The organism is Filimonas effusa, from assembly GCF_004118675.1.
Classification (GTDB): domain Bacteria; phylum Bacteroidota; class Bacteroidia; order Chitinophagales; family Chitinophagaceae; genus Filimonas; species Filimonas effusa.
Genome location: NZ_SDHZ01000001.1, coordinates 2,409,233 through 2,432,164, shown reverse-complemented (window position 1 = coordinate 2,432,164; position 22,932 = coordinate 2,409,233). Strand labels below are relative to the sequence as shown.

Here is a 22,932-nt window from a genome sequence, read left to right as displayed (position 1 = left end):
CGGTGTTTTCGCATTATAGGCTGCTTGTATAAAGGCATTCCAAATAATATTCTATGCTCTGCCGCAATAAAGTAAAACGGCAGAGCCAGATCTTAATTGAGGCCGATAAGTTTATCGCAACAGGAAAAAGATAAATGAGCTGAGCGATAAAATAGTTACTGCGGCTAAAATGCGGGCCCTGATAGCCCTTCTTCTGAATATCCAGCTGTAATCTGTTTGCATTACAGCGCTTACCGGAACTGTTTGTTTTTGTTTCATGGTTAACATTTTTTTCTGATCATCCTAAAAATCATTCCCATCCCAACTGTGTAGCGGGTTCAATCATCGATAAAAAGCGGTCGTATCACTACTATTCCGATACGACCGCTTTTGAGCCGGAAGGTAAAAGTGGCTCGCCTAGTCTTTTTTGCCGCTAATAGCTCTTGCAGAGTCCAGGTGTTTCGTTAGCACAGGCAGCGTACCGGCAGCAAAAGCCTTCAGTTCAGGGTCTTTTGCATCTTTAGATGCCTTTTCAAACAAACTGATATCTTTCTTATGGTCACTTACCATCATGTCCATATAGGCCTTGTCAAAATCTTTACCTTTTTTCTTGCTTAAGTCTTTAACATGCTTTTGTGCGTCATTGCCCAGGCTGTCTGGTAATACAATATCCTTACGTTTGGCCAGGGCTTTCAGCTTGTCGCCAGCTTCGCTATGATCTTTAACGAGCATGGAACCAAAATCCTTTACACGCTGACTGGAAGCATTCGTTTGAGCCAGTTTGCCCAATTCCACTTCCATCATACCGCCGTTAGCCGCTTCCACTGCAAAGTCGGTTGATGCTTTATCAGCTGGTGTGGCTGTGGAAATAGTAGATAAAGAATCCTGGCTGTCGATAATAGAGTCGTTAGCCTCTTTGGCGCTATCAACACTATCCTGGTTGTTCGAGCCATTGCCGCAGGCGCCTAATAAGCCCATTGCGGCTACAAATGCAATAGTTTGTAATGTTTTCATAGTTTTTGTTTTGTTAAGACAGTTCTCTTTACTCAAATCGCAGGCCAATTTACTTTACCCTTTCTTCAATCCTGTGTAGGGAATTCAATTCCTCAGTTGCAGGCACCTGCAAACTGTTGGTTTGTGCCATAAAAAGGCCGGCCATCATATGCTTCATATGTTGGCCGGCCTTACTATAACTGGCTTCGCTATGCCTTATTATGGCCTAAGCTTTTCAGCAGTTCGGTGATTTCTTCTGTGGCGAAATAACTGCGTTCGCACATCGAATAATAATTAATAGCTTTGTTGAGACAAGCATTTTTTTGCGATTCCTTTGTGGCGCCGAAATAGTCTTCATAAGCTAATGATACAATAAAATGATCCGGTCGTGGAAATGGAGATTCTACAGCTTCTATTCCAAAGATGCCATAAGGAGCCTCCGTAACAATAACAAAAAAAGGAATATCTGCTTCCTGGGTATGAGATAAAATAATGGAAGGCAGGTGCTCGATCGGAGCATATGCCGGCCCTAAAAGATTTTTATCGAATAAATATACCTGTGCATCCAAAAGCGCTTCCTCTTTTGCTTTTGCACTGGCATCTTTAACAAAATCTGCAACAATCTCCGGCTTCATGCCGTTTTTGGAATTCGCTGCAACAAATTGGGGATAGGCGGTGTGTACTACATAAATCTGGTCAGGTGAATTGATGAAATCTCCGGCGAGGATGAATTTTGGTATAGTCATAGCGTTTATTTTGAAAGTCATAATATTAAATGAAAAAAACAAAGGCTTTGCCTTTTTGGGGTGAAGGGATGTGGTGAAGATGTGCGCACATACTTATTACTCGGTAAGTACCGGATTCCCTGGCAACTATGGATTATTCAAGTGTTAGCCATCGATGTTTACACGTAATTTAATTTTCTTTAAAAAAATCGCCATGTTGATTGAGATCATATTATTCACTTATTTTAGTTGATATTTTTATTTCGTCTTCTTTGAAAAGGAAGATTGTTGAACGAGGCGCCCAACTCTAACAGCATGATTCAGACGTTTTTAAACCTGGTCATCTTGAAGAAAACCAACACAGTCGCTACCCTTAATAACGGTTATGAGGTTATCGACACCATACGATTTGTTGCCATATCCTCTGTAATATGGGGGCATTCTTATTTGCCGCTTGATAGCCAGTCTCCGCTCGCCCCAACAGATAGTATCATTCATTCTGTTGCATTGGAATTAGGCAAAACAGGTACAATACTTTTTTTCCTGATCAGCGGCTTTTTATTGAACAGGAAGATCCGGGAATATACGATAGGCACGTTTATGAAGTCAAGGTTAAGGTCTACCATCCTGCCATGGGTTACCGTTATTCTGTTTTTTGCCGTTATGTACGCATGCTTTGATCCGGTATTCCAGTCGGTACTGTTGCCTTCCGACAGCATGAAGCTGGTAAAAGAAATGGGGCTCATTCTTAAAATGATGGTTTTTCATTATTCTTTTTGGTTTATACCCGTCTTCCTCGTGTCCGTATCTGTATTGATAATACTAAAGCGGTTATTGTATGACAGCTGGTTATTTGTACTCTCTCTGTGTATTACTATCTTTTATAATTGTAATCTCTATTACAACTGGTTCAATGCAAGCCATACCACCGCATTCCTTGCTTATGTTTCAGTGATGTTGCTGGGTATTCATGTTCATAAGAACTTTGGCAGTTGGATGGCTTGGTGTAGCCGTATTACCTGGTGGCATTGGATTACGCTTTACCTTATAACGCTGGTGATAACTTGTTTCGAAGGAAATCTGCTTTCCATGCATAAAAGCGTCGATCCTTATGCTTCGCTGCGTGTCTCTAATCTCATGAACGCGTTGGTTGTATTTGTCGGGCTATGTAAAATTGGTCCGGTAAAGTGGATAGAGAAATTCAATCCCCGGCAAACCGTATTTGGTATTTTCCTCGTGCATAATATTTTTGGATGGCTGTTTGTGTATACGCTGCGGCAAGTTTTTAAGTTGCCCGCTGTGCCATATGTTTCCTTGTCTCTGCTTCTCTCAGTCTTTATCTTCCTGTTGAATTTCGCCTTTAGTTATCTTTTTGTTTGTAGAATTAGGCTGATGAAGAGAAATTATAGCTGGTCTGCGGGTTAAAATACGAGTTTGTTTTTGCAGGTCAGCGGCAGGGCCAGCGTTATTTTTTCTAACTTCGGCCCTCATTCCTCAGAAATTGTTCCGTTGGCATTGAAAAATAAAGATACTATTTACACCCTCCAGTTTGGTCTCGTGTGTTTGAGTTCATTTCTCTTCTCGGCGAGTTTTAATATGCTGATACCCGAATTGCCGGCCTACTTGTCGAATATGGGCGGTGCAGCTTATAAAGGATTGATCATTGCTTTGTTTACACTAACTGCAGGGGGCTCAAGGCCCTTTAGTGGCAAACTAACCGATACCATAGGCAGGGTGCCGGTTATGGCAGTAGGCTCCATCGTTTGTTTTGTATGTGGCTTCCTGTACCCGGTATTGACTACTGTGGCTGGATTTCTCCTGCTAAGATTGGTGCATGGTTTCTCTACAGGATTTAAACCCACGGCAACCGCAGCTTATGTCGCCGATCTGGTGCCTGCAACCAAATGGGGAGAAGCTATGGGCATTCACGGCGTATGCTTCAGCACAGGCCTGGCCATAGGCCCTGCTATCGGCAGCGCCATTACTGCACACTATTCCATAAATATCCTGTTTTATTGTTCTTCCCTCTTTGCATTGCTTTCAATTGTCATTCTTGCCAATATGAAAGATACGCTGCCCGATAAGCAGCGCTTCAGGTTAGCACATCTGAGAATTGGAAAAAACGACATCTTCGATAAAAGAGTGATCCCATCTGTAGTGGTCATCTTTCTTAGTTATGTAAGCTATGGTGCTATTCTTACTGTTATCGCCGATTGGAGCCTGCACCTGGGAACGGCCAATAAAGGCTTGTTTTTTATGGTCTTCACGCTAACCTCGCTGCTGATACGTTTTGTTGCAGGTAAAGTTTCCGACCGTCATGGCCGCGTACCCATTCTTAAGATCTCTCTTTCCTTGCTGGCCATCTCAACATTCATGATCGCGCTGGCAAATACCTCCTGGTTACTCATGTTCGCCTCCGGCGTCTATGGTATAGCTACCGGTATGCTTTCTCCTACCGCTACTGCATGGACGGCCGATCTAAGCGATCCTGCCCAACGCGGTAAAGCCATGGCCACCATGTATATAGCGCTCGAAGCCGGCATTGGCCTGGGCGCTTTGCTTGCCGGTAGTTTATTTATTGAAGACTTTGCAATGATCCCGGTTGTCTTTTACTGGTGTACAGCCATCACCTTGCTCTCTCTTATCTACCTGCAGTTCCTGTATAAACCCGGAAGGCAGAAAAGCGCTGTCGCCTAGTCAGACAGCTTTAAAATTTACGAAGTGGTGCGTTACGAACGTTGCCAATACTTAATATTGTAGGCAATTGCCATCAGGTATAATTGTAAAACAACTTGTATGAGAAAACCGGTTCTATTGCTCCTGCTCCTGTGTCTGGCATTAGGTGATACGCTGCACGCACAAACCAAATATGTACTCGTCATTCACGGTGGCGCCGGCACCATTCTGAAAGAGAATATAACCTCCCAGGCCGAAGCTGCCTACCTGGCTGGACTTACCAGCGCCTTGCAGGCTGGGTATGCGATAATTCAAAAGGGAGGTAAAAGCCTCGATGCCGTAGAGGCAGCTATTCACGTGCTGGAAGATAACCCGCTGTTTAATGCAGGAAAAGGTGCCGTGTTTACCCACGACGGACGTAACGAAATGGATGCTGCCATTATGGATGGTAGCAATTTGGCGGCAGGAGCGGTAGCCGGTGTCACCACCATCAAAAATCCTATCAGTGCAGCAAAAGCCGTAATGGAAAAATCCAGGCATGTTATGATGGCCGGTCCCGGAGCTGAGAAGTTTGCTAAGGAAGCAGGTGTTACGATTGTAGATACTTCTTATTTCCGGACAAAAGAAAGATGGGAAGGCCTGCAGAAAGCGATAAAAGAAGACTCGCTCAAAGCTGTATTGGAACATAGCGGCAACACTGCACCCAATGCCGGAACAATCAACTACGACTACAAGTTTGGAACGGTAGGCTGCGTAGCGCTGGATAAAGCCGGTAATCTTGCTGCAGGCACCTCTACCGGTGGTATGACCAACAAAAAATATGGACGCATAGGCGACTCTCCCGTTATTGGCGCCGGCACCTATTGTAATAACGAAACCGTGGGCGTATCTGCCACAGGCTGGGGCGAATTCTACATAAGAACGGTAGCTGCCAAAACCGTTTCTGATCTTATGGAGTACAAAGAATTACCAGTTGCCGAAGCTGCACAAACGGTAATTGACAAGATCGGTAAAATGGGCGGCAACGGCGGCCTGATAGCGCTCGACCGGAAAGGAAATGTTGCCATGCCTTTCAATACCCAGGGTATGTTCCGCGGCACAGTAACGGAAGACGGACAGATTAAAGTTGAAATGTATAAATAGAAACCAGGGCCCCGGATGCTCTGTGCCCCGGTCGTCCATCGTAAATACTTTTCACTGCTATTAACAATGCAGGCTTTTGCGTGTTACAATGCAGGAATAGCATCACATGAAAATATTACTTACCGGAGCCACCGGCTATATAGGCCAGCGGTTGTTGCCCGTATTATTGGAGAAAGGGCATCACGTGGTTTGTTGCGTGCGCAATGCCGCCGCGTTTAATACCAGCCGTTTTGGTAACGGCAACCTGATCACTGTAATTGAAGCTGACCTTTCAAACCCTGATACCCTCAAAAATATACCCGCTGATATCGATGCTGCTTATTACCTGGTGCATTCCATGAGCACCGCCGGCGCCTTCAGCCAAAAAGAAGAACAATCGGCCCGCAACTTTATTACCGCAATCGATAATACAAGCGCCCGGCAGGTCATCTTCTTAAGTGGCATCATCAACGGGAAAAAGTTATCTGGTCACCTCTCGTCCCGCAAGAGGGTGGAAGAAGTGCTGGGCGCAGGCCGAACGCCGCTTACTACCTTACGCGCCGGTATCATTGTAGGATCGGGTAGTGCCTCTTTTGAAATTATCCGCGACCTGGTCGAAAAGCTCCCCGTAATGGTCGCTCCCAGGTGGTTGCATACCAAATGCCAGCCTATTGCTATCCGTAATGTCATAGAATTCCTGTCCGCGGTGTTATTGCAGGAGTTTAGTTTCGGTGAACATTATGATATCTATGGTCCCGATATCCTTACTTATAAACAAATGCTGCTGCAGTTTGCAGAAGTACGTAAACTAAAACGCCGTATCGTCACCGTGCCCGTAATGACGCCCCGGCTATCATCCTACTGGCTATATTTTGTGACCTCTACTTCTTACCCGCTGGCCCGCAACCTGGTCGATAGTATGCGGGTAGATGTAGTGGCCAGGCCTAATGAGCTGCCGCAGAAATGCAACGTGCAACTGATCCCCTATAAAGAAGCGATAAGGATTGCATTCGATAAAATAGAACAGAACCTGGTATTGTCCAGCTGGAAAGATGCCATGGGTAGCATCTATTCCAAAAACATGATAGAAAAGCAGTTAGAAGTGCCCCAGTTTGGTGTGTTCACCGATAAAAAGACATTGGAAACCAAAGATCCGGAAAGAGCGGCCGACCGCATTTTCGCCATCGGCGGCCAGTCGGGCTGGTATTACGCCGATTGGCTTTGGAACTTCCGCGGCTTCCTCGATAAACTCTTCGGTGGGGTCGGCCTCACCAGGGGGCGTAAAAACAAATCCCAGGTTGCTGTAGGGGATACCCTCGACTTCTGGCGGGTAATCTATGCCAGCCGCGAAGAAAAACGGTTGCTGCTCTACGCCGAAATGAAACTCCCGGGTGAAGCCTGGCTTGAATTTCACATAAAAGGCAATACCGTATTTCAAACCGCCACCTTCCGCCCCCTGGGTTTAGCTGGCAGGTTATACTGGTATTCAGTACTGCCATTTCACTATTTTATTTTTAATGGAATGATTAAGAAGATTACTGATTGACCGTTTGCCAGGCTTTACAAATTCTAAACGCTTCTCCTGGAACCACGTATCTTTATCATGTCTGATGCGCATGAATGATAAGAATACTGAGACTGTAATAAATGAAAAAGCGTTGTTTGAAAAGATCGCTTCCGGCACGGAAGCCGATTTCGCCATGGTTTTTCATGCCTACAACAAAAAGCTTTTTCCGTTTGTCCATAATATCACACGTTCTTCCATCATTGCGGAAGAAATTATCCAGGAGGTATTCCTGCGCTTGTGGGTGAACCGGGAAGAGGTGGCCCGGATGGATAATCCGGTTGGCTGGCTATACCGGGTAGCCTCCAATTTATCACTTTCTCACTTGCGCCAGCTAACAAAGCAGCAGCAAGGATTACAGCAGTTGTCTGCAATAGCGCAACATGACGAAAAAACAGTAGAAGATGCATTAGGCGCAAAAGAGCTGGCAAAACTTATTGAACAGGCCATTGCACAATTGCCGCCAAAACGACAGGAAATTTTCAGACTTAGCCGTTCTCAAGGCTTAAATCATAAGGAAATTGCAACAAGTCTGGGATTGTCGTCTAATACCGTCAAAGATCAGTTGGTGATATCCCTGAAATTCATCAAAGCACTCATATATAAACAAACAGGAATTTCCTTGTCTGTTTTGCTGATTATTCGCTTTTTTGAAAAAAAAATGTAAACAGAACAGTCCCTCTTCTTAAAATTTCCGTTGTATATAAGTGACCAATTCTAATCTGCATAATGCATAGGCAGGAAGTATATTATTTATTAAAACAATATATCAGTAACCAGCTTACCTATAAAGAGGAAGCGAAGCTAAAACTGGTATTGGATGACCCTGCTTATAACGAGCTGCTGGTAGAGGTTTTACATGATCTTGCTCTGATGCAGCCGCAACTTGAAGCGTATCGCGAAGAGCATTGGCAGGATATGATCGCATCCATTACCAGGCAGTCGGTAAAGGCTTCCGCAACGCGTAGTATCGCAAAACGTTTTGTTGTTTGGTCGGCTGCTGCTGCAGTGCTGGCGGCATTAGTGGTTTTATTGCTCTTCAAAAAGCAGGATGCCACCCCGTCGGGCAAACAGGCTGCTATTGCTATGGCAAAGGATATTATGCCTGGAACCGATAAAGCAATACTGACATTGGCCGATGGCTCCAGGGTTGTCTTGGATGAACATGGCCATCGAACGCTCTTGCAGGGAGGCGTGGCCTTGACGCAGCAGGGCGGGCAGCTCAGCTATGATGTTAATAATAGCGCCAACAGCCTGCAGTATAATACGCTTGCCACTCCAAAAGGTGGTCAGTTCCAGCTGGTATTGCCCGATGGCTCTAAAGTGTGGCTGAATGCGGCAAGCACGCTCACCTTCCCTACAGCTTTTTCCGGCAGTGACCGCCAGGTAGTTCTTTCCGGAGAAGCCTATTTCGAAATAACATCCAACGCCAGTAAACCGTTTTATGTTAAAACAGGTGACAATGTAAATATAAAGGTCCTTGGAACAGGATTCAACGTAAATGCTTATCAGAACGAATCTGCACTCAGAACTACCTTGCTGCAAGGGGCGATTTCGGTAACGGCATCTCTATCCGGTAACGAACAAACGGTATTGTTGAAGCCGTTGCAACAGGCACAGGTAAGCCGGGAAGAGAACGGTAGCCGGCACAGCCCCGATAAGATCACCGTGAATAATAATATCGATGTAAATACAGTCGTGGCCTGGAAAAATGGAGCCTTTAATCTCGAAGGTAGTAACCTTCGGGAAGTAATGCGCCAGCTCGAACGGTGGTATGATATAGAAGTAACATATGAAGGAAACGTCCCCGATATCATGTTTGCAGGTAAAATTAGCCGCCGGGTAAAACTGTCTTCGGTATTACATGCTCTGGAAGAATGGGGTGTTAATTTCAGGATGGATGGGGACAGGCATTTGGTAGTATTACCCTGATAACTTTTGACTATAATATATAAATAACTAAACCTAACTGCTATGTAAGTATTCAAACCGTATGGATCAATGAAATTGACTAAAAACAAAACCGGAAGTGATTGCGCCACTCCCGGTCGATCGTTTGGTTAGTCAAGGCATGGTGTGCACATTTTTTAACCAAAACAGAACCAAGTTATGCTAAAAACTGCTTACAGCCTAAAGCATGATGTTCCTTTTTCTCAGCTGTATTACCCGGGACAACCTGCTTCCGGAAGAACGTACCCCGTGGCAACACAGCAAGGAATGTCGAAAGGCGTCAAAATCTTTTGTATTATGAAATTGCTTAGTGTCTTCCTGCTGGCTGCATGCCTCTCTGTTTCCGCAAGACCATTGGCGCAGGAGGTAACTGTGAGTGTCAAAAACGTTTCCCTGAAGGAAGTCTTGACCGAAGTTGAGCGGCAAACAGGCATCTATTTCGCCGCACCGGTAAATGTACTCGCCAGGTCAAGACCTGTTACCGTCTCTGTTACCAATATGTCGCTCCAGGCTTTCCTGGCGAAAGTATTGAAAGAACAACCTATCCTCTATCGTCTCGAAGAAAACACTGTTTTCCTGAGTGCCAATACACTGGTCTCTCTCCACGCTGATAATGTCGGGTATACTGCGCTTTTTAGGGAAATAACGAGGCAAACGGGCTACCTCTTTAAATACGACGAAGAAACCTTGAACAAAGCCGGTAATATCAATATCGATGTAACAGCCAAACCGGTAAATGAAGTCCTCGATCGCTTTTTGAAAGCTAAAGGCTATAAATACGAGGTGTCGGGCAAAACAATCACTGTTCGCGAAGCTCCCGTCATTACTGCCGAAGCTTTGTATGGCGCTGCCAATGCGGCAGCAAGTCTTATCAAAGGGCGGGTTACCGACGCACGTACAGCCGAACCTGTCGAAGGGGCAAGTGTGGTAGTGAAAGGAGCGAAACAGGGCACTACAACCGACAAACAGGGACTGTTCTCTATTTCTGTTAATCCAGGCGCTGTTCTGGTAATATCGTCTCTTGGTTTTATTACCTCCGAAATAACCGTTGGGTCAATTACTTTCCTGAACATCAAGCTGTCGGTATCTGTTGAATCAATGAAGGACATTGTGGTGACGGGTATGTATAACAGGAAGGCATCTACCTTCACCGGATCTACTACTACTTTCAGCCAGGAAGAACTGGTAAAAGTAAGTAACCAGAATATTATCCAAAGTCTTAAAAACCTGGACCCTGCATTCCAGGTGCTTGATAACATCCAGTTCGGTTCCGATCCCAATCGTATGCCGGATATTCAGTTGAGAGGGCAATCTGGTTTCCCCGATCTCAATGGGGAGTATGGCACCAATCCCAATCTGCCGCTTTTTATTCTTGATGGGTTTGAAACCTCCCTTCAAAAGATCATCGACCTCGATCCATATAGGGTGAAATCTGCTACGATACTCAAAGACGCTGCGGCAAAAGCTATCTACGGTGCCAGGGCCGCAAATGGTATTGTGGTTATCGAAACCATTCGCCCTGCTGCAGGTAAGCTGCAGATAACTTACAATGGAAGCCTCAATATGGAAGCGCCCGACCTGAGTAGCTATAATCTTACCAATGCAACAGAAAAATTGCAGGTTGAAGATGCGGCTAATATTTACTATTCGGTATATCCCACCGAACAGGCAAGCCTGCTCAAAAGGCGTAGCGAAGTTGCATCCCTGGTCGAAAGGGGAGTGAATACCGATTGGCTCGCACAACCGGTTAGAATGGGAGTTGGACAACGACACTCTTTAAGACTCGAAGGCGGCGATGCTTATCTGCGCTACGGCGTTGATCTTATGTATAATAATGTTACCGGTGCCATGAAGGGCTCTGATAGAAGAACTACTTCAGGAGCAATAGACTTGCTGTATAGGGTGAAAAACTTCTCCTTCAGTAACGTATTGACGGTAGGCGCCAATCGGGCGGATAACTCTCCTTATGGCGACTTCCAGCGTTACACGCTTATGAACCCGTATTATCCTAAAACGGATGCCAATGGTATTATACAGCCGCTTATCAGCACCAATGTGGTTCGGTTGCCGCTTGGATTCAATACTACGGTATTAACGCCTTTGCAGTTTCTTACCACTACCGATCAAGTGTTGAACCCGCTCTATAATGCTACTATTGGCACAAAGGATTTTAGTAATTACACCGATATTACCAACAACTTTAATGTCGAATGGAGCCTGAAAAAAGGATTCATCGTCAGGGGTAGGTTGGGCTATAATAAACAACTGACGTCTGCCGATCAGTTCCTGCCGGCTAATCATACAACCTTTTACACCTGGACTTCCGAAGCGCTTAAATACAGGCGCGGCCGCTATACGAAATCAAATGGCGAGTCTTCTTATATTAACGGAAACCTGAGCCTTAACTACACGAGAACTTTCGGTAAACATCAGGTGTTCGCAAACGGTGGCTATGATATCAGCGAAAGAAAGGGTGATAACCAGACTTATATAGTCGAAGGTTTCCCTTCCGAAGACATCGATTATTTATCCGCCGGCTTCCAGTTCTCACAAGATAATAAACGGCCGGTAGGCTCCCCGTCAGTAGTAAGGGATCTCGGCCTTTTTGGAGCCGTAAACTATTCCTGGAATGATCGCTTCCTGGCCGACTTGTCCTATCGTGCAAGTGAATCATCCCAGTTCGGTGCGAACAACCGGTGGGGCAGCTTCTGGTCTGCAGGTGCAGGCTGGAACCTGCATAACGAAAAGCTGTTTTCGCAACTCGGCTTTATTCAACAGCTAAGAATCCGCGGCTCCACAGGTTATACCGGCTCACAGGGCTTTAGCTCTTATATGAGCTATGCCACCTATAGCTACATCTTTGGTGATGTATATGCGAACGGTAATGGGGCCAAATTAATTTCTTTAGCCAACCCGGAATTACGTTGGCAGCAAAAACGTGATAATAATATCGGGATCGATTTATCCTTATTCAATAAAGTTGATGTAAGAGCGGATTATTATATCGGTTATACCGATGGCCTGATCACCGATATCACGCTGCCTCCATCGGCTGGCTTTGCTACCTACAAAGCCAATCTTGGTAAAACACAGAATGAAGGAATCGAATTGCGCCTGAACTATAAGGTATTCTCCAATCCTAAAAAACGGAACTCTCTAAGTGTTTTTGCAACGCTTGCACATAATAAAAATACACTGAAAGAAATCTCTAACTCGCTTGATACATGGAATGATAAAAGGGACGCTGAATCTTCTGTAACAGGGACTGTCAGCTATGTCGACTCTTCCAGCAGGAATGTTTTGACCAACAGGCCAAAGGTACGTTATGTTGTAAATCAGTCTATGAATGCGATATGGGCTGTGCCGTCCATGGGCATCGATCCCGCTACCGGTGCTGAAGTGTATAAAAAACGCGATGGATCTCTCACTACTAAATGGGACCCTGCAGATCAGGTAGTGGCCGGAGACAACCTGCCTAAATTCAACGGCAATTTTGGTTTCAATTTCATCTTAAATGGATGGCAACTGAGCAGTTCTTTTATGTACAGGTTAGGAGGGCAGATGTATAATCAAACCCTGGTCGACAAAGTAGAAAATGCCAATATCTACCAGAACGTAGATAAACGCGTACTTACCAGCCGCTGGAGAAAGCCGGGTGATATCAGCTTCTTTAAAAACGTAGCCGATTATGGCCTTACCCAGCCTTCTACAAGATTTGTGATGGATTGGAATATGCTTACATTCTCCTCCCTTAACCTCTCATACGATCTGGATAAATTCCCGGCAGTCAGGCAGCTGGGTTTCCGCCGACTGAGGATAGGAGCCGCCGCGAATGATCTCTTTACATGGTCTTCCGTCCAGGTCGAAAGAGGAACTGCTTATCCGTTCGCAAGACGCTTCTCTTTTTCCCTTCAGGCAATGTTCTAACTTTTAAAACCGTTTTATGAGTACTAATTGGAAACAATATATCCCCAGGGTGCTGGCAGTTGCAATCGCTTCTGCTGCTTTGCTTTCCTGTAAGAAATGGATAGACGTTACGCCGCAGACGCAGGTTCGTGACGATCTCTTCTTCTCTAAGCAAAGTGGTTTTGTTAATGCCATCAATGGCGTATACCTGGCAATGGGCGATCCCTCTATGTATGGCAGGGAAATGACCTTCGGTGTGGTAGATGTAATAGGGCAGATGTACACGCTCCGCTCCACTTTTGGGGCGCAGGTATATATCGATGCCCAGAATTATCTGTATAGCCAGGCAAATGTGCAGGCCTTGACAGATCCTATCTGGCAAAATACATATAACGCTATCGCTAATCTGAACAGTGTGATCGAAAACTTCGATAAGGCCGATACGGCTATCTTTTCACCGGGAAACTATGCGTTGCTGAAGGGGGAGGCCTATGCCTTACGGGCATTCCTGCATTTCGACCTTGCCAGGTTGTACGCCCCCTCTTACCTGTCGGCTAAAAATGCACCTGCTATTCCTTATGTAACGGAATTTCGCCCTAAAGTAGTTCCTAAATCCTCTGTGGAAGTGGTCATGCAAAAGGTCCTGGCCGATTTGCTGAAGGCAGATACCTTGCTGGTGAACGACCCTATAGGCTCTTCTGTGGTAACTGCCGCCACCCTTACCGATCGTAAACAAAAAATGAACAGGTATGCGGTAAAAGCAACCCTTGCCAGGGTGTACCTCTGGATGGGTGACAAAGCCAACGCTTTGAAATATGCAGAACAGGTAATCACCGCTTCCACTAAAACTTTCCCCTGGATTACAAGAGGTGCCGTTGCTACCTCAACAGAAGAGTCAAGAGACCGGATATTTTCTACTGAACTCATCTTTAACTTGCAGGTAACGAATACGGCTGCTAATATTAAATCGGCTGCTTTTCAGCTCGACACAACTGCTGCATCCATCGGTGGCGGGCGCTCCACATCTATTGCCATTGTCGATTATACTCGTATCTATGATCAATACGAAACGAATGCTACTAATGGTGGTGTTGGTGGTAACGATCTCAGGTGGCTTTACCTCGTTCGTAAGTATACTACGTCTACTACTGCTGTCAATGCCAGCTTTTATGGTAAGCTTTACCAATATACATCTATGCCCTCCGATGCCGCACGCCGGCAGCCGATACTCAGGGTTTCCGAAATGTATTACATAGCGGCAGAATGCCTTGCAGAAACCAATTTGCCGGCAGCAATCAATTACGTCAATCAGGTGCGTATCAACAGGAACCTCGCATCCTTTGGCAATGCTATCACAAAAGAACAACTGGATAACGAAATATATAAAGAATACCGTAAAGAATTTCCTGCCGAAGGACAGATGTTCTTTTATTACAAAAGGCTCGACAAATCTGCAGTGCCAGGTGCTGTTCAGCCATTTAACAAGCAAAATTATATAGTGCCGCTCCCGGTAAAAGAACTGGAATTCGGTGCCTAAAATAAAAACTCATGATTACATTATTTAAAAATCTCTTGATCCTGCTTTGTGTTATAACCACAGCAGGATGCACTAAAACCAACCTCGATGCAGGTTACCAGGGTAAACCTGCCGTAGGGCTGGCAGGTACACTCATTCCCAATGCAGCAGGCGATTCTGCCGTTATTTCCTTCGGCGTTATACCCGCAGCAAAACTGGATTCCGCTTTAAAAGTTGCAGTGAGAATCACCGGCGATATCGCTCCCGGTGATAGAACCTTTACATTGGTGAAGGTCGATTCGGCTACCACAGCAACACCGGATGAATATGTATTGCCTGCTACATTCGTTGTGCCGGCCGGACAAATCGAAACGTCTTTCCCTCTGATCATTAAACGCAGCGCAAGGCTGAAGTCAACTTCTGTGCGACTCACGCTTTCCGTAAAGGAAGATGTCAATTTCGTTCGCGGCCCCGTACATGGCCGTTTCTCACCCGATTTTAAAGTGATCTGGAACGATCGTCTCGTGAAACCCGCCAGTTGGAGTTCTGTGTTCGGCACTTATAGCGATAAAAAATTCCAGATTATTATTGATCAAACAGGTTATACCGACTTTGCCAACCTCCATACTTCCATCTTGTACAATATCCTGGTTGTGGTGCAGCAGTACGTTTACAATTATAATAATGCGCATCCCGATAATAAACTGAGAGATGAAAATGGTGCCTTAGTTAGTTTCCCTTAATACCGTCAACAATGAAAAAGATATATGCTATCATACTTCCCGGCCTGGCAATGATCCTGTTCCTGGCGTCCTGTTACAAAGACAAGGGAAATTATTCCTATAAGCAGCAGATGCCGTTGGCAGTAGATACTGCCGGCAAAACCAATACTTTTAGTGTTCAGAAAAGCGTAACGGTGCTCTCCATCGATCCTAAGGTGGTTTTTGAAGAAGATCCTGCCCGCCTCAAATATCTCTGGCGTATTTACGGTACCAGTACTATCAATACGGTGGCCGATACTTTGTCGCGTAACAGGCAGTTCTCGCAACCTGTAGAGAAAACACCGGGTAACTACTGGTTGGAGCTTCAGGTTACCGATACCGTAACCAGCATCAAAGCAGTAATGCAATATGCTGTCACGGTTACTTCTCCCTATCCCTATGGTTGGATGGTGCTGTACGAAAAAGAGGGCAACAGCGAAATTGGCTTGTTGCGTACCAGCGATATTATCTCAGGGCTATCTAAAGATACCGTGCTGCTCGATGCTTTTGAAACAATCAACAAGCACAAACTCACTGGTTTGCCTCTTTTTATCCAGCAGTCTGGCAGAATGTGGTTTACAAATAACACGGCGGGTTTCAGTAACAACTATGTGATTTATGCTATTACTGCCTCGGGTGGGGCTATGATGGATTATGTAAGTTTTGATTATCTGACCGATTATAATGGTATGTTTCTCTCCAAGCCAGCTGTCATAAAACCAGGTGGTATCGAAGGCGCTATAGGTATGATTGCCAACGATAGGAAAATTTACAGCACCTACCTGATATCCCCTTACTTCACCGGACCTGCGCTGGAGCCGAATAAGGGATATGAAGTAGATGCTACCTCTTTTGTCGCGACAGACTATAATGTCTATGATCAGAAAAATATGCGTTTTCTCATCATGTCTGGCTCAGATCCCTTCCTGACCGAATTCCAGCCGGCTAACGCTCCGGCGGCCTTGTTCGATCTCAGCAATATCGGTAAGGTATTGCAGTTCCAGCAAAACGGCTACAATAGTTATCGGTATGCGTTCTTTAAAGATCCGTCAGGCAACGGACGTTACCTTTATACGATTAGTTTCGCCGGGCAGAACAGTAACCCCAGGAATCCTTCCATAGCCAAAATAGACCTTACGGCTGCTCCCGGTATCCAGGATGCAGGCTTCTTTGCCGTAAGCGATAGGGGGCCGGTGGCATTTTATGCAAATGCCGGTGCTGTTTATAAAACATCTACGTTAACCAACTCGGCAGAACTGGCATTCGATCGTTTTGGTGCAGGCGAAGTTATCACTTCCATGAAATTGTTTAAGGCAGTCGGCAGCGGCTATACATCGGCTACCACGCGTAACAGTCAGCTTATGTTTGTCAGCACCTGGAACCAGGCCTCAAAGCAGGGGTTTGTTTATGTAATCACCGTGAACGAAGTAAGTGGCCAGATGAATACAGCTTCCTTTAAAAAGTTCGGAGGCTTTGGTAAAATCGCTGATATGTCTCTCAAAGCAAATTAATAAAACACAATAGTATGATAAGAATCGTAAATAGGATCTCGAAAATAGCTTACCTGGCAATAGTAGCTTTACTGGTAAGTAAAACTGCACAAGCTCAGTTCGCCTCTGCCGAAGACAAAGCCCTTAAAGAAACAGTAGGCAAATTAGCCGGTGAAGGCAAGAAAACGGAAGCCCTGGCGGCAATGTATAAAATCAGCAACGTGAATACACGCAATTCGGCCATGTCGGACTACATAAGTGGACTATTTAGTGCTGGTGATGAAAAAGCGGCCATGGCATTTGCTGCTAAACAGCTGGATTCGCTGAAAGCCCTGCGGTTGCAGCCTGATATGAAATATGCATACAGTAATCTGGCGCTGCCATATGCTACAACGCTGGTAAGGTACAAACGCTATGAAGAAGCATATGCAATCCTGAATCCTTTGCTGGCAGCAAATGAAACTGTTCATTATACAGTACATGAAACATATGTGAAGGCATTGATGGGGCTTGGCCGGTATCACGATGCGCTGAACAAAGTCAAAGAACTGATTATGGATGGAAAGGCCTCGCCTTTTGTCTCAGATACAGCTTTTGAACAGGCTTACACGCATTGGAAAGGAAATGCGCATGGTTTTTCCATGTTGAAGGATTCTGTTAACAAGGCATGGAAATCAGATATATGGACAAAAGTGAGTGCTGAAGCAATGCAAACGCCCGCGCCAGGCTTTGAGCTAAAAGATGCCGATGGAAAACTGGTGTCCCTTGCTTCCTTGAAAGGTAAAACAGTAGTCCTTGATTTCTGGGCTAATTGGTGCCAGCCTTGCAAAGCATCCTTCCCCGTTATGAAAATGGCGCAGGAACGCTACAGGAAAGATCCGGGTGTCGTGTTCTTATTCATTCATTGTTTCGAACGGGAGGCAGACCCCTTGCCTGAAGCAGTAACCTATATGAAAGGGCATAACTTTGATTTCCGGGTATTGTTCGACCTTCGCGATACGGCTACTAAAGAGTCTCCGGTGGCAAAATCGTTCAACGTTCGCGGAATTCCTACAAAGTGTATAATAGATCCGCAGGGCAATTTGCGGTTTACATCCGTAGGCGGAACAAAATATACCGAAACGGATGTTCAGGCAGTGGAACACATAGCCACCATGATAGAGTTTGCCCGCAAAAACAGCTAAATAAAATAATGAGTATATTTAAAAGCCTGCATCGGTATGATGCAGGCTTTTTTATTAAACCGCTTTAAATCCAGGGTTCACCCAGTTTGCCGGTGCCTCTGAAAAAAATCAACTTTTTTTCCAGATCTACCCAACCCTTTTGTACCTGCCAGGGGTACTATATGAAAACAAGCAATATGACACAGTTATTCAAACTCCTGGCCTCAGTTGTAATCGCAAGCCTTATCGCTGCATTAACGAGTTGTAATTCAAAAGATAAAGAGGTAACCACCCCTCAGAGCGACGTAAAAAAGCGCCTTACAGCCAAAACATGGCAGGTAAAAGAAGTGACCGAATGGGAAAGTGGTGCCAAAACAGTAGTGTACAAACGGGGTGCTGCCAATAATGAAGACGATTATGCAGCCGTACGCCAGTTATTCAAGGACGATGGCACTGTGGTGTACACCGACCAGGATGGAGAAACCGGTACCGGCGGCCGCTACGAATTACTCGAAAACGGAACGGTTCTGAAATTAGGTATGCCTGAATTTGGTATTTCCGTGGTGGTTTATGCCGTAAAAGTGACAGACGGCGAATTTTCGTACCGGCTGGATACAGAAGATGGCTACGTGTTGTTTATTTTTGAACCCGCGTTATAATCCTGCTGTATGAAGCAAATTTACTTTTTGATCTCCCTGCTCGTATTAGGTAGTGCATTACCCGCCCAAACACCGGATAATGCCTACCTGGCACTTCAGCCATATGAGGTGAAAGGACACATCAACCCGTTTAAGTTCAATATCACCTTTGGTCCCTATAAAGCCACGCGTATCCGGCGGTCGCTTGGCTCTATCTTCAATTTTGGTGATATCTCTTTGAGAAACATCCTTGTCGATATGGCGGGCCTGCCTCCTTATCTTCAGGAACAACGCCAGCGCGCAAAGGACGTATTCAGCTTCAACCTTACGAAAGAGGAAGAAACTGCCGGCACCACAAAATGCCGCGCCATCCTCCATCAGAACGAAAGGGTAAGGCTGCTGGTGCCATCAGACTCCGCCTTTTTTAGCGTAAACAATGTCGATTTCCTGCAGGCCGTCATCATGTTGAACAACGACACGGCACAGGTATGGCAGATGCTGGCCTCCAACCTAAACGGTAGTATGAACGAACCGCAGAAAGGATTGCTCCGCCACGATACCGTCACCATCAAATTTGAAAAAACAACGATGCTGCTGCGCGAGAAAGCACTGGACAGAACCGATGTCAACAGCTTGCTTGCTACCCTCAATATGGTCTATAGTTTTACCTGTAACAACCAGGTAATAGCAGCATTGAGTTTCAAAGACAGCGAAAAACGCTTCTGGCTGCATGAAAAAGCCGATCCTAAACTGGCGCAGGTTATTGCCCATGCTGCCATGGTATTAACCCTGAGACGACAACTATATCAATAAACATGAAAAGAATATTACTACTATACATCGTTTGTTTTGCTGCCGTATCTTCCTGCACTACCGTTAAATTGGCTGTGCCGGAGCAATTCAGTGCGCAGGCAACCTCCATGCACGTAAAAGGATTGAATGGTTGGATGCTGAAACAGAAACTCAGCTTCGGAAATTATCAAACTTCTCCTGTAAAGCGCGGTTGGAATACGATCGCTTCAGGCCCCGACCGGCCGTCTTCTGTAAATACAGAAGACAGGCTGCTGAAAGTCTTTAACGTAGACAAAAGTAATATAACCGTAAATCAGAAAAACAAATACCAGTTCTCTGTATATGATGGTAACCAGGTAGCAGAGATCTTTTGCCTGGAAAAATTAACCAGGGAAGAGTTGGTCATAAAAACCAACAACCGCTGGCTGGGCGACTGGTATGATACAAAGAATTACCAGTATTCCTTTTCTGCTGCCATTCTTCCCATGAAAGTAAAAGACGATGCCCCCTGGCAACTGGTGTTGTACAACAATTACGATAAAAGCAAAGACACCGCTCATCACATCTTCGATCTGCCTTACCTGGAAGAAGAAGGTTATGTAACCAACGGAACCGAGACCATCCGTATAAAGCCATTGCGTATTCAGAAGTTCACCAAAAAAGACGGAAATGAAGCGAAGTTCCCGGTAAGAATGATGTCGGGGTATGAACTGCGTATCGATGATGGCGTGGTGGGTATCATCGATACCTTTGGGAATAACGTATGGATGTATAACGAATTGGATTCAGATACTAAATTATTACTCGCGTCCGTATCTGCGGCACTGATGCTGCGGAAGATACAGGACACTATGCATTAATGCAGGCAACGCTTACGATACCGGAGCTGATAGAAGGCTGTAGGGCTAACGACAGGAAAGCGCAGGAATTGCTGTACCGGCAGTTCTATGCGTTTGCCATGGCCATAGCCATGCGTTATTCCCGCGATGAAGCCGATGCTGCCGACATTATGAGCCTTGCCTTTGTAAAGCTGTTTAAGAGCATTCATAGCTTCAATAGTGAAAAAGGTACACTCCACGCCTGGATAAAAAAGATAGTCATCAACGAGGCCCTGGATCACATCAAAGCAAGGCATCGCTTCATATCACAGGAACAGCTCGAAGCCGCCGCCGAAGAGGCCCAGGTCGATAACAACGCCATAGATAAACTTAACGCCACCGAAATAATGACCATGATCCAGCAACTGCCGCCGGCTACGCACGCTGTATTTGTGCTCTATGCTATCGATGGCTACAATCATCGCGAAATAGCCGAAAGGCTGGGTATCAGTGATGGAACCAGCAAATGGCACCTGAGCGAAGCCCGCAAAACATTGCAAAAGAAACTGAGCGGATCACACGCATGAATGAACAACCTTTATACGAACGGCAGATAGCCTCCAAACTGGAGCAGCTTCCCGTGCCCGATATGGCCGATGCTATCTGGTTGCGTATAAAGGACCAGCTCGATGCCGATATGCCCTCAGATGGTAGTGCCCAAACACCGCCGCTTCCCCCACCAACACGCCCCCGTAACACGAAGGGTGGTAAACTGGGACTACTTGGTTTCATCGTAGCCACTATTGTTCTTATTTATTTTATCAAACCCCAAAAACAAGATAAGGTACTTCCTTCCACACCAGTACAAACGCAAACAGACAGCACACCGCTAACGCCCGTACAGCCAGTTGATCCACCTGGTCAGCCGCGCCGGAGTAATCCTGTAGCTTCTCCTCTTGTAATGCCAAAGAGGCCGGTAGATACCACTTCTCCCGTATTGCAGCAGCAGTCAACACAGCCCGATACCACTGCGCCAACACCGCCGTTGCCACAGCCCACACAGCTTTTGCCTCCCGTTAATCCGGTCCGGAAGGATACGGTTCCCGCAAAGAAAAAACCGCGGGGCGTGCAGGGCATCAATGATAGCGATTATAAAATTGTTCCTAAAATGCAACCTTAACTACATACAAGGCTGCATACAGGTAGAGGGAATTTGCTGAATATGACAAATGTCATTGTTTTGTTCTTTTTAAATTCTTATAATCGTCTCCCAAAAACACAGTCATGGCCAAACAAAACGGCCCCTTTCTATGGGAAATAACCATTCAGGGCATCTCTTTTTACAAGAGATGCGGAATAGGCTGTGTTCGTATGAAAAGCAATCTCACCCGCGAACGCTGGTTAGCCGATCCCGCCTTCGCAGGCAGCAGGAAAAGTGCCGCCAACCTGGCCCAGGCTTCTGTTCTGGCCGCCTGGTATTATCAGCTCATTCCACAGTTGAAACGCAGTTACCCCGTTTATCGTCAGCTGGTAGGCGTCGGCCACCAGATGATGACAGCAGGTTTCTCCACAGAACAAGTGAAAAAGGTATTGGACTTCGCCGTTCACAGGTATTTGAGAAATACGGAGGTGGCCGAAGCCAGAGCTGCTGGCATACCCCTGCGATCTTCCTTTTCAGCCAGTCGTTCTTTAAAAGAAATATCTTTTGCTGCAACCACTCAAACAGTTACTGGTCCTTCCCATTTTTCACAAGTAAAGTCCTGTGGTCTGCAGCCGTCTGCTACAGAATATCATCATACAGCAACAGTATTGTCCTGCCTAGCCATATCTGCGCGTGGAAGGCCCTATAAGGCAGCCCTTGTAGAAGAATGTGATCCTTTAGTAGCCACACATGACCAGCCGTCCCTAATGGGAGGGCCTCTTCATGTCCCTGTCTGCCATTTTGGGACCTTTAATCGTTAAAAACAATACCCTGGGGGCGCCCAGGGAAACGGGCAACTTATGTTTTTCCCGTTTCGCTTCCAATTTGCTTCACAAAAACGTACCCTTAAGCCATCTACGAAAGACTACGCTTTATATTAGAACGATCAATATACTCAAAGCGAACGGCAGCTATTGCCTGATACGGTAAAAACCTTTGCGGCGTATCAAAAATGAAATAAGAAAAATTTAGTGCTTTTCGCGCTATATCTTTGTTGTTCTCCAATGCCCATCATAAAAATGAACACAGCCCTCCTTGTTATCGACATTCAAAACGACTATTTCGCCAATGGTGCAGCGCCGCTTATCAACCCCGATAAAGCCGCAGCCAATGCCGCACGCATCCTGGAATATTCCAGGAAACAACAGCAACTGTGCATCCATATTCAACACATTGCCAACCGCCCGGGTGCAACGTTTTTCGTGCCAGGAACAGCAGGTGCAGAAATTCATCAGGCCGTAATGCCGTTAGCAGGAGAAAAGCTATTCACAAAACACTATCCCAACAGTTTCAGGGAAACCGGCTTATTGCAATACCTCCATTCGCAGCAGATAACCGACCTGGTTATTTGCGGGATGATGACACACATGTGCATAGATGCTACTACGCGCGCCGCTAAAGATTACGGCTTCAATTGTACTGTTATCGGCGATGCCTGTGCTACCAAAGATCTGGATATAAACGAAACCGCTGTAAAGGCCGGCGACGTACAAACTGCATTCCTTGCCGCACTGAATTATTTCTATGCATCCGTGATCAATACCAATGATTATTTGAAGTAAATCGTAAACCGCGATTTGTCCATCTCTTACCGTAAATAATCCTGTTTTGTGAACACCTGTTATGTTAGCTTGCGCC

21 protein-coding genes are annotated in these 22,932 nt (G+C 45.7%); 18 read left to right on the top strand and 3 right to left on the bottom strand.

Annotated features, from left to right (window positions below; translation table 11 throughout):
• Positions 1 to 111: 111 nt before the first annotated feature.
• The 3 genes from ESB13_RS23760 to ESB13_RS09010 form a co-directional block, all read right to left on the bottom strand.
• Positions 112 to 258, bottom strand: coding sequence for a hypothetical protein (locus tag ESB13_RS23760; protein WP_164974147.1), 147 nt, complete (start codon positions 256 to 258; stop codon positions 112 to 114).
• A gap of 138 nt (positions 259 to 396) precedes the next feature.
• Positions 397 to 993, bottom strand: a complete 597-nt coding sequence (locus ESB13_RS09015; protein ID WP_129002660.1) for a DUF4142 domain-containing protein — start codon at positions 991 to 993, stop codon at positions 397 to 399.
• Positions 994 to 1,181: 188 nt separating this feature from the next.
• Positions 1,182 to 1,718 (bottom strand): hypothetical protein, encoded by a 537-nt coding sequence (locus ESB13_RS09010; RefSeq protein ID WP_129002659.1) that lies wholly within the window; start codon positions 1,716 to 1,718, stop codon positions 1,182 to 1,184.
• Between the two features lie 294 nt (positions 1,719 to 2,012).
• Between ESB13_RS09010 and ESB13_RS09005 the strand changes: the two genes are divergently transcribed.
• From ESB13_RS09005 to ESB13_RS08920, 18 genes are all read left to right on the top strand, one after another.
• Positions 2,013 to 3,122, top strand: a complete 1,110-nt coding sequence (locus tag ESB13_RS09005) for an acyltransferase family protein (RefSeq protein WP_129002658.1) — start codon at positions 2,013 to 2,015, stop codon at positions 3,120 to 3,122.
• 90 nt (positions 3,123 to 3,212) lie between these two features.
• Positions 3,213 to 4,394 (top strand): MFS transporter, encoded by a 1,182-nt coding sequence (locus tag ESB13_RS09000; RefSeq protein ID WP_220399586.1) that lies wholly within the window; start codon positions 3,213 to 3,215, stop codon positions 4,392 to 4,394.
• 99 nt (positions 4,395 to 4,493) lie between these two features.
• Positions 4,494 to 5,516 carry an isoaspartyl peptidase/L-asparaginase family protein gene (locus ESB13_RS08995; protein ID WP_129002657.1) on the top strand — a complete coding sequence of 341 codons (1,023 nt, stop codon included), beginning with the start codon at positions 4,494 to 4,496 and terminating at the stop codon, positions 5,514 to 5,516.
• 106 nt (positions 5,517 to 5,622) lie between these two features.
• Positions 5,623 to 7,041, top strand: coding sequence for an SDR family oxidoreductase (locus ESB13_RS08990; protein WP_129002656.1), 1,419 nt, complete (start codon positions 5,623 to 5,625; stop codon positions 7,039 to 7,041).
• A gap of 70 nt (positions 7,042 to 7,111) precedes the next feature.
• Entirely contained in the window at positions 7,112 to 7,726 is a 615-nt protein-coding gene (locus tag ESB13_RS08985) for an RNA polymerase sigma factor (protein ID WP_164974146.1), read from the top strand.
• A gap of 62 nt (positions 7,727 to 7,788) precedes the next feature.
• On the top strand, positions 7,789 to 8,991 hold the full coding sequence (locus ESB13_RS08980; RefSeq protein WP_129002654.1) for a FecR family protein: 1,203 nt from the start codon (positions 7,789 to 7,791) through the stop codon (positions 8,989 to 8,991).
• 315 nt (positions 8,992 to 9,306) lie between these two features.
• On the top strand, positions 9,307 to 12,936 hold the full coding sequence (locus tag ESB13_RS08975; protein WP_164974145.1) for a SusC/RagA family TonB-linked outer membrane protein: 3,630 nt from the start codon (positions 9,307 to 9,309) through the stop codon (positions 12,934 to 12,936).
• Between the two features lie 16 nt (positions 12,937 to 12,952).
• A complete protein-coding gene (locus ESB13_RS08970; RefSeq protein WP_129002652.1) occupies positions 12,953 to 14,452 on the top strand; it encodes a RagB/SusD family nutrient uptake outer membrane protein in 1,500 nt (499 codons plus the stop codon).
• A gap of 11 nt (positions 14,453 to 14,463) precedes the next feature.
• Positions 14,464 to 15,174: a DUF4843 domain-containing protein gene (locus ESB13_RS08965; protein ID WP_129002651.1), complete on the top strand. Its 711-nt coding sequence runs from the start codon at positions 14,464 to 14,466 to the stop codon at positions 15,172 to 15,174.
• Between the two features lie 11 nt (positions 15,175 to 15,185).
• On the top strand, positions 15,186 to 16,703 hold the full coding sequence (locus ESB13_RS08960; protein WP_129002650.1) for a PKD-like family lipoprotein: 1,518 nt from the start codon (positions 15,186 to 15,188) through the stop codon (positions 16,701 to 16,703).
• 14 nt (positions 16,704 to 16,717) lie between these two features.
• Positions 16,718 to 17,866 carry a TlpA disulfide reductase family protein gene (locus ESB13_RS08955; RefSeq protein WP_129002649.1) on the top strand — a complete coding sequence of 383 codons (1,149 nt, stop codon included), beginning with the start codon at positions 16,718 to 16,720 and terminating at the stop codon, positions 17,864 to 17,866.
• A gap of 176 nt (positions 17,867 to 18,042) precedes the next feature.
• Complete coding sequence (locus ESB13_RS08950) at positions 18,043 to 18,504, top strand: hypothetical protein (protein ID WP_129002648.1); 462 nt, start codon at positions 18,043 to 18,045, stop codon at positions 18,502 to 18,504.
• A gap of 9 nt (positions 18,505 to 18,513) precedes the next feature.
• Positions 18,514 to 19,296 carry a hypothetical protein gene (locus ESB13_RS08945; RefSeq protein WP_129002647.1) on the top strand — a complete coding sequence of 261 codons (783 nt, stop codon included), beginning with the start codon at positions 18,514 to 18,516 and terminating at the stop codon, positions 19,294 to 19,296.
• A 2-nt stretch (positions 19,297 to 19,298) separates the two neighbouring features.
• Entirely contained in the window at positions 19,299 to 20,135 is an 837-nt protein-coding gene (locus tag ESB13_RS08940) for a hypothetical protein (RefSeq protein WP_129002646.1), read from the top strand.
• Positions 20,135 to 20,680, top strand: a complete 546-nt coding sequence (locus ESB13_RS08935) for an RNA polymerase sigma factor (protein ID WP_129002645.1) — start codon at positions 20,135 to 20,137, stop codon at positions 20,678 to 20,680. The genes ESB13_RS08940 and ESB13_RS08935 overlap by 1 nt, the downstream gene beginning before the upstream one ends.
• Positions 20,677 to 21,273: a hypothetical protein gene (locus ESB13_RS08930; RefSeq protein WP_129002644.1), complete on the top strand. Its 597-nt coding sequence runs from the start codon at positions 20,677 to 20,679 to the stop codon at positions 21,271 to 21,273. The genes ESB13_RS08935 and ESB13_RS08930 overlap by 4 nt, the downstream gene beginning before the upstream one ends.
• Positions 21,274 to 21,377: 104 nt before the next feature.
• A complete protein-coding gene (locus tag ESB13_RS08925; protein ID WP_129002643.1) occupies positions 21,378 to 22,055 on the top strand; it encodes a hypothetical protein in 678 nt (225 codons plus the stop codon).
• Positions 22,056 to 22,313: 258 nt separating this feature from the next.
• Entirely contained in the window at positions 22,314 to 22,856 is a 543-nt protein-coding gene (locus ESB13_RS08920; RefSeq protein ID WP_129002642.1) for a cysteine hydrolase family protein, read from the top strand.
• Positions 22,857 to 22,932 lie beyond the last annotated feature (76 nt).

Coding starts and splice junctions, on each gene's coding strand:
- ESB13_RS08975 (WP_164974145.1), top strand. CDS start 9,307: ATGAAATTGCTTAGTGTCTTCCTGCTGGCTGCATGCCTCTCTGTTTCC.
- ESB13_RS08990 (WP_129002656.1), top strand. CDS start 5,623: ATGAAAATATTACTTACCGGAGCCACCGGCTATATAGGCCAGCGGTTG.
- ESB13_RS08920 (WP_129002642.1), top strand. CDS start 22,314: ATGAACACAGCCCTCCTTGTTATCGACATTCAAAACGACTATTTCGCC.
- ESB13_RS08985 (WP_164974146.1), top strand. CDS start 7,112: ATGAATGATAAGAATACTGAGACTGTAATAAATGAAAAAGCGTTGTTT.
- ESB13_RS08960 (WP_129002650.1), top strand. CDS start 15,186: ATGAAAAAGATATATGCTATCATACTTCCCGGCCTGGCAATGATCCTG.
- ESB13_RS08980 (WP_129002654.1), top strand. CDS start 7,789: ATGCATAGGCAGGAAGTATATTATTTATTAAAACAATATATCAGTAAC.
- ESB13_RS23760 (WP_164974147.1), bottom strand. CDS start 258: ATGAAACAAAAACAAACAGTTCCGGTAAGCGCTGTAATGCAAACAGAT.
- ESB13_RS08955 (WP_129002649.1), top strand. CDS start 16,718: ATGATAAGAATCGTAAATAGGATCTCGAAAATAGCTTACCTGGCAATA.
- ESB13_RS08970 (WP_129002652.1), top strand. CDS start 12,953: ATGAGTACTAATTGGAAACAATATATCCCCAGGGTGCTGGCAGTTGCA.
- ESB13_RS08935 (WP_129002645.1), top strand. CDS start 20,135: ATGCAGGCAACGCTTACGATACCGGAGCTGATAGAAGGCTGTAGGGCT.
- ESB13_RS09005 (WP_129002658.1), top strand. CDS start 2,013: ATGATTCAGACGTTTTTAAACCTGGTCATCTTGAAGAAAACCAACACA.
- ESB13_RS09015 (WP_129002660.1), bottom strand. CDS start 993: ATGAAAACATTACAAACTATTGCATTTGTAGCCGCAATGGGCTTATTA.
- ESB13_RS08945 (WP_129002647.1), top strand. CDS start 18,514: ATGAAGCAAATTTACTTTTTGATCTCCCTGCTCGTATTAGGTAGTGCA.
- ESB13_RS08925 (WP_129002643.1), top strand. CDS start 21,378: ATGGCCAAACAAAACGGCCCCTTTCTATGGGAAATAACCATTCAGGGC.
- ESB13_RS08965 (WP_129002651.1), top strand. CDS start 14,464: ATGATTACATTATTTAAAAATCTCTTGATCCTGCTTTGTGTTATAACC.
- ESB13_RS08930 (WP_129002644.1), top strand. CDS start 20,677: ATGAATGAACAACCTTTATACGAACGGCAGATAGCCTCCAAACTGGAG.
- ESB13_RS09010 (WP_129002659.1), bottom strand. CDS start 1,718: ATGACTATACCAAAATTCATCCTCGCCGGAGATTTCATCAATTCACCT.
- ESB13_RS08950 (WP_129002648.1), top strand. CDS start 18,043: ATGACACAGTTATTCAAACTCCTGGCCTCAGTTGTAATCGCAAGCCTT.
- ESB13_RS08995 (WP_129002657.1), top strand. CDS start 4,494: ATGAGAAAACCGGTTCTATTGCTCCTGCTCCTGTGTCTGGCATTAGGT.
- ESB13_RS08940 (WP_129002646.1), top strand. CDS start 19,299: ATGAAAAGAATATTACTACTATACATCGTTTGTTTTGCTGCCGTATCT.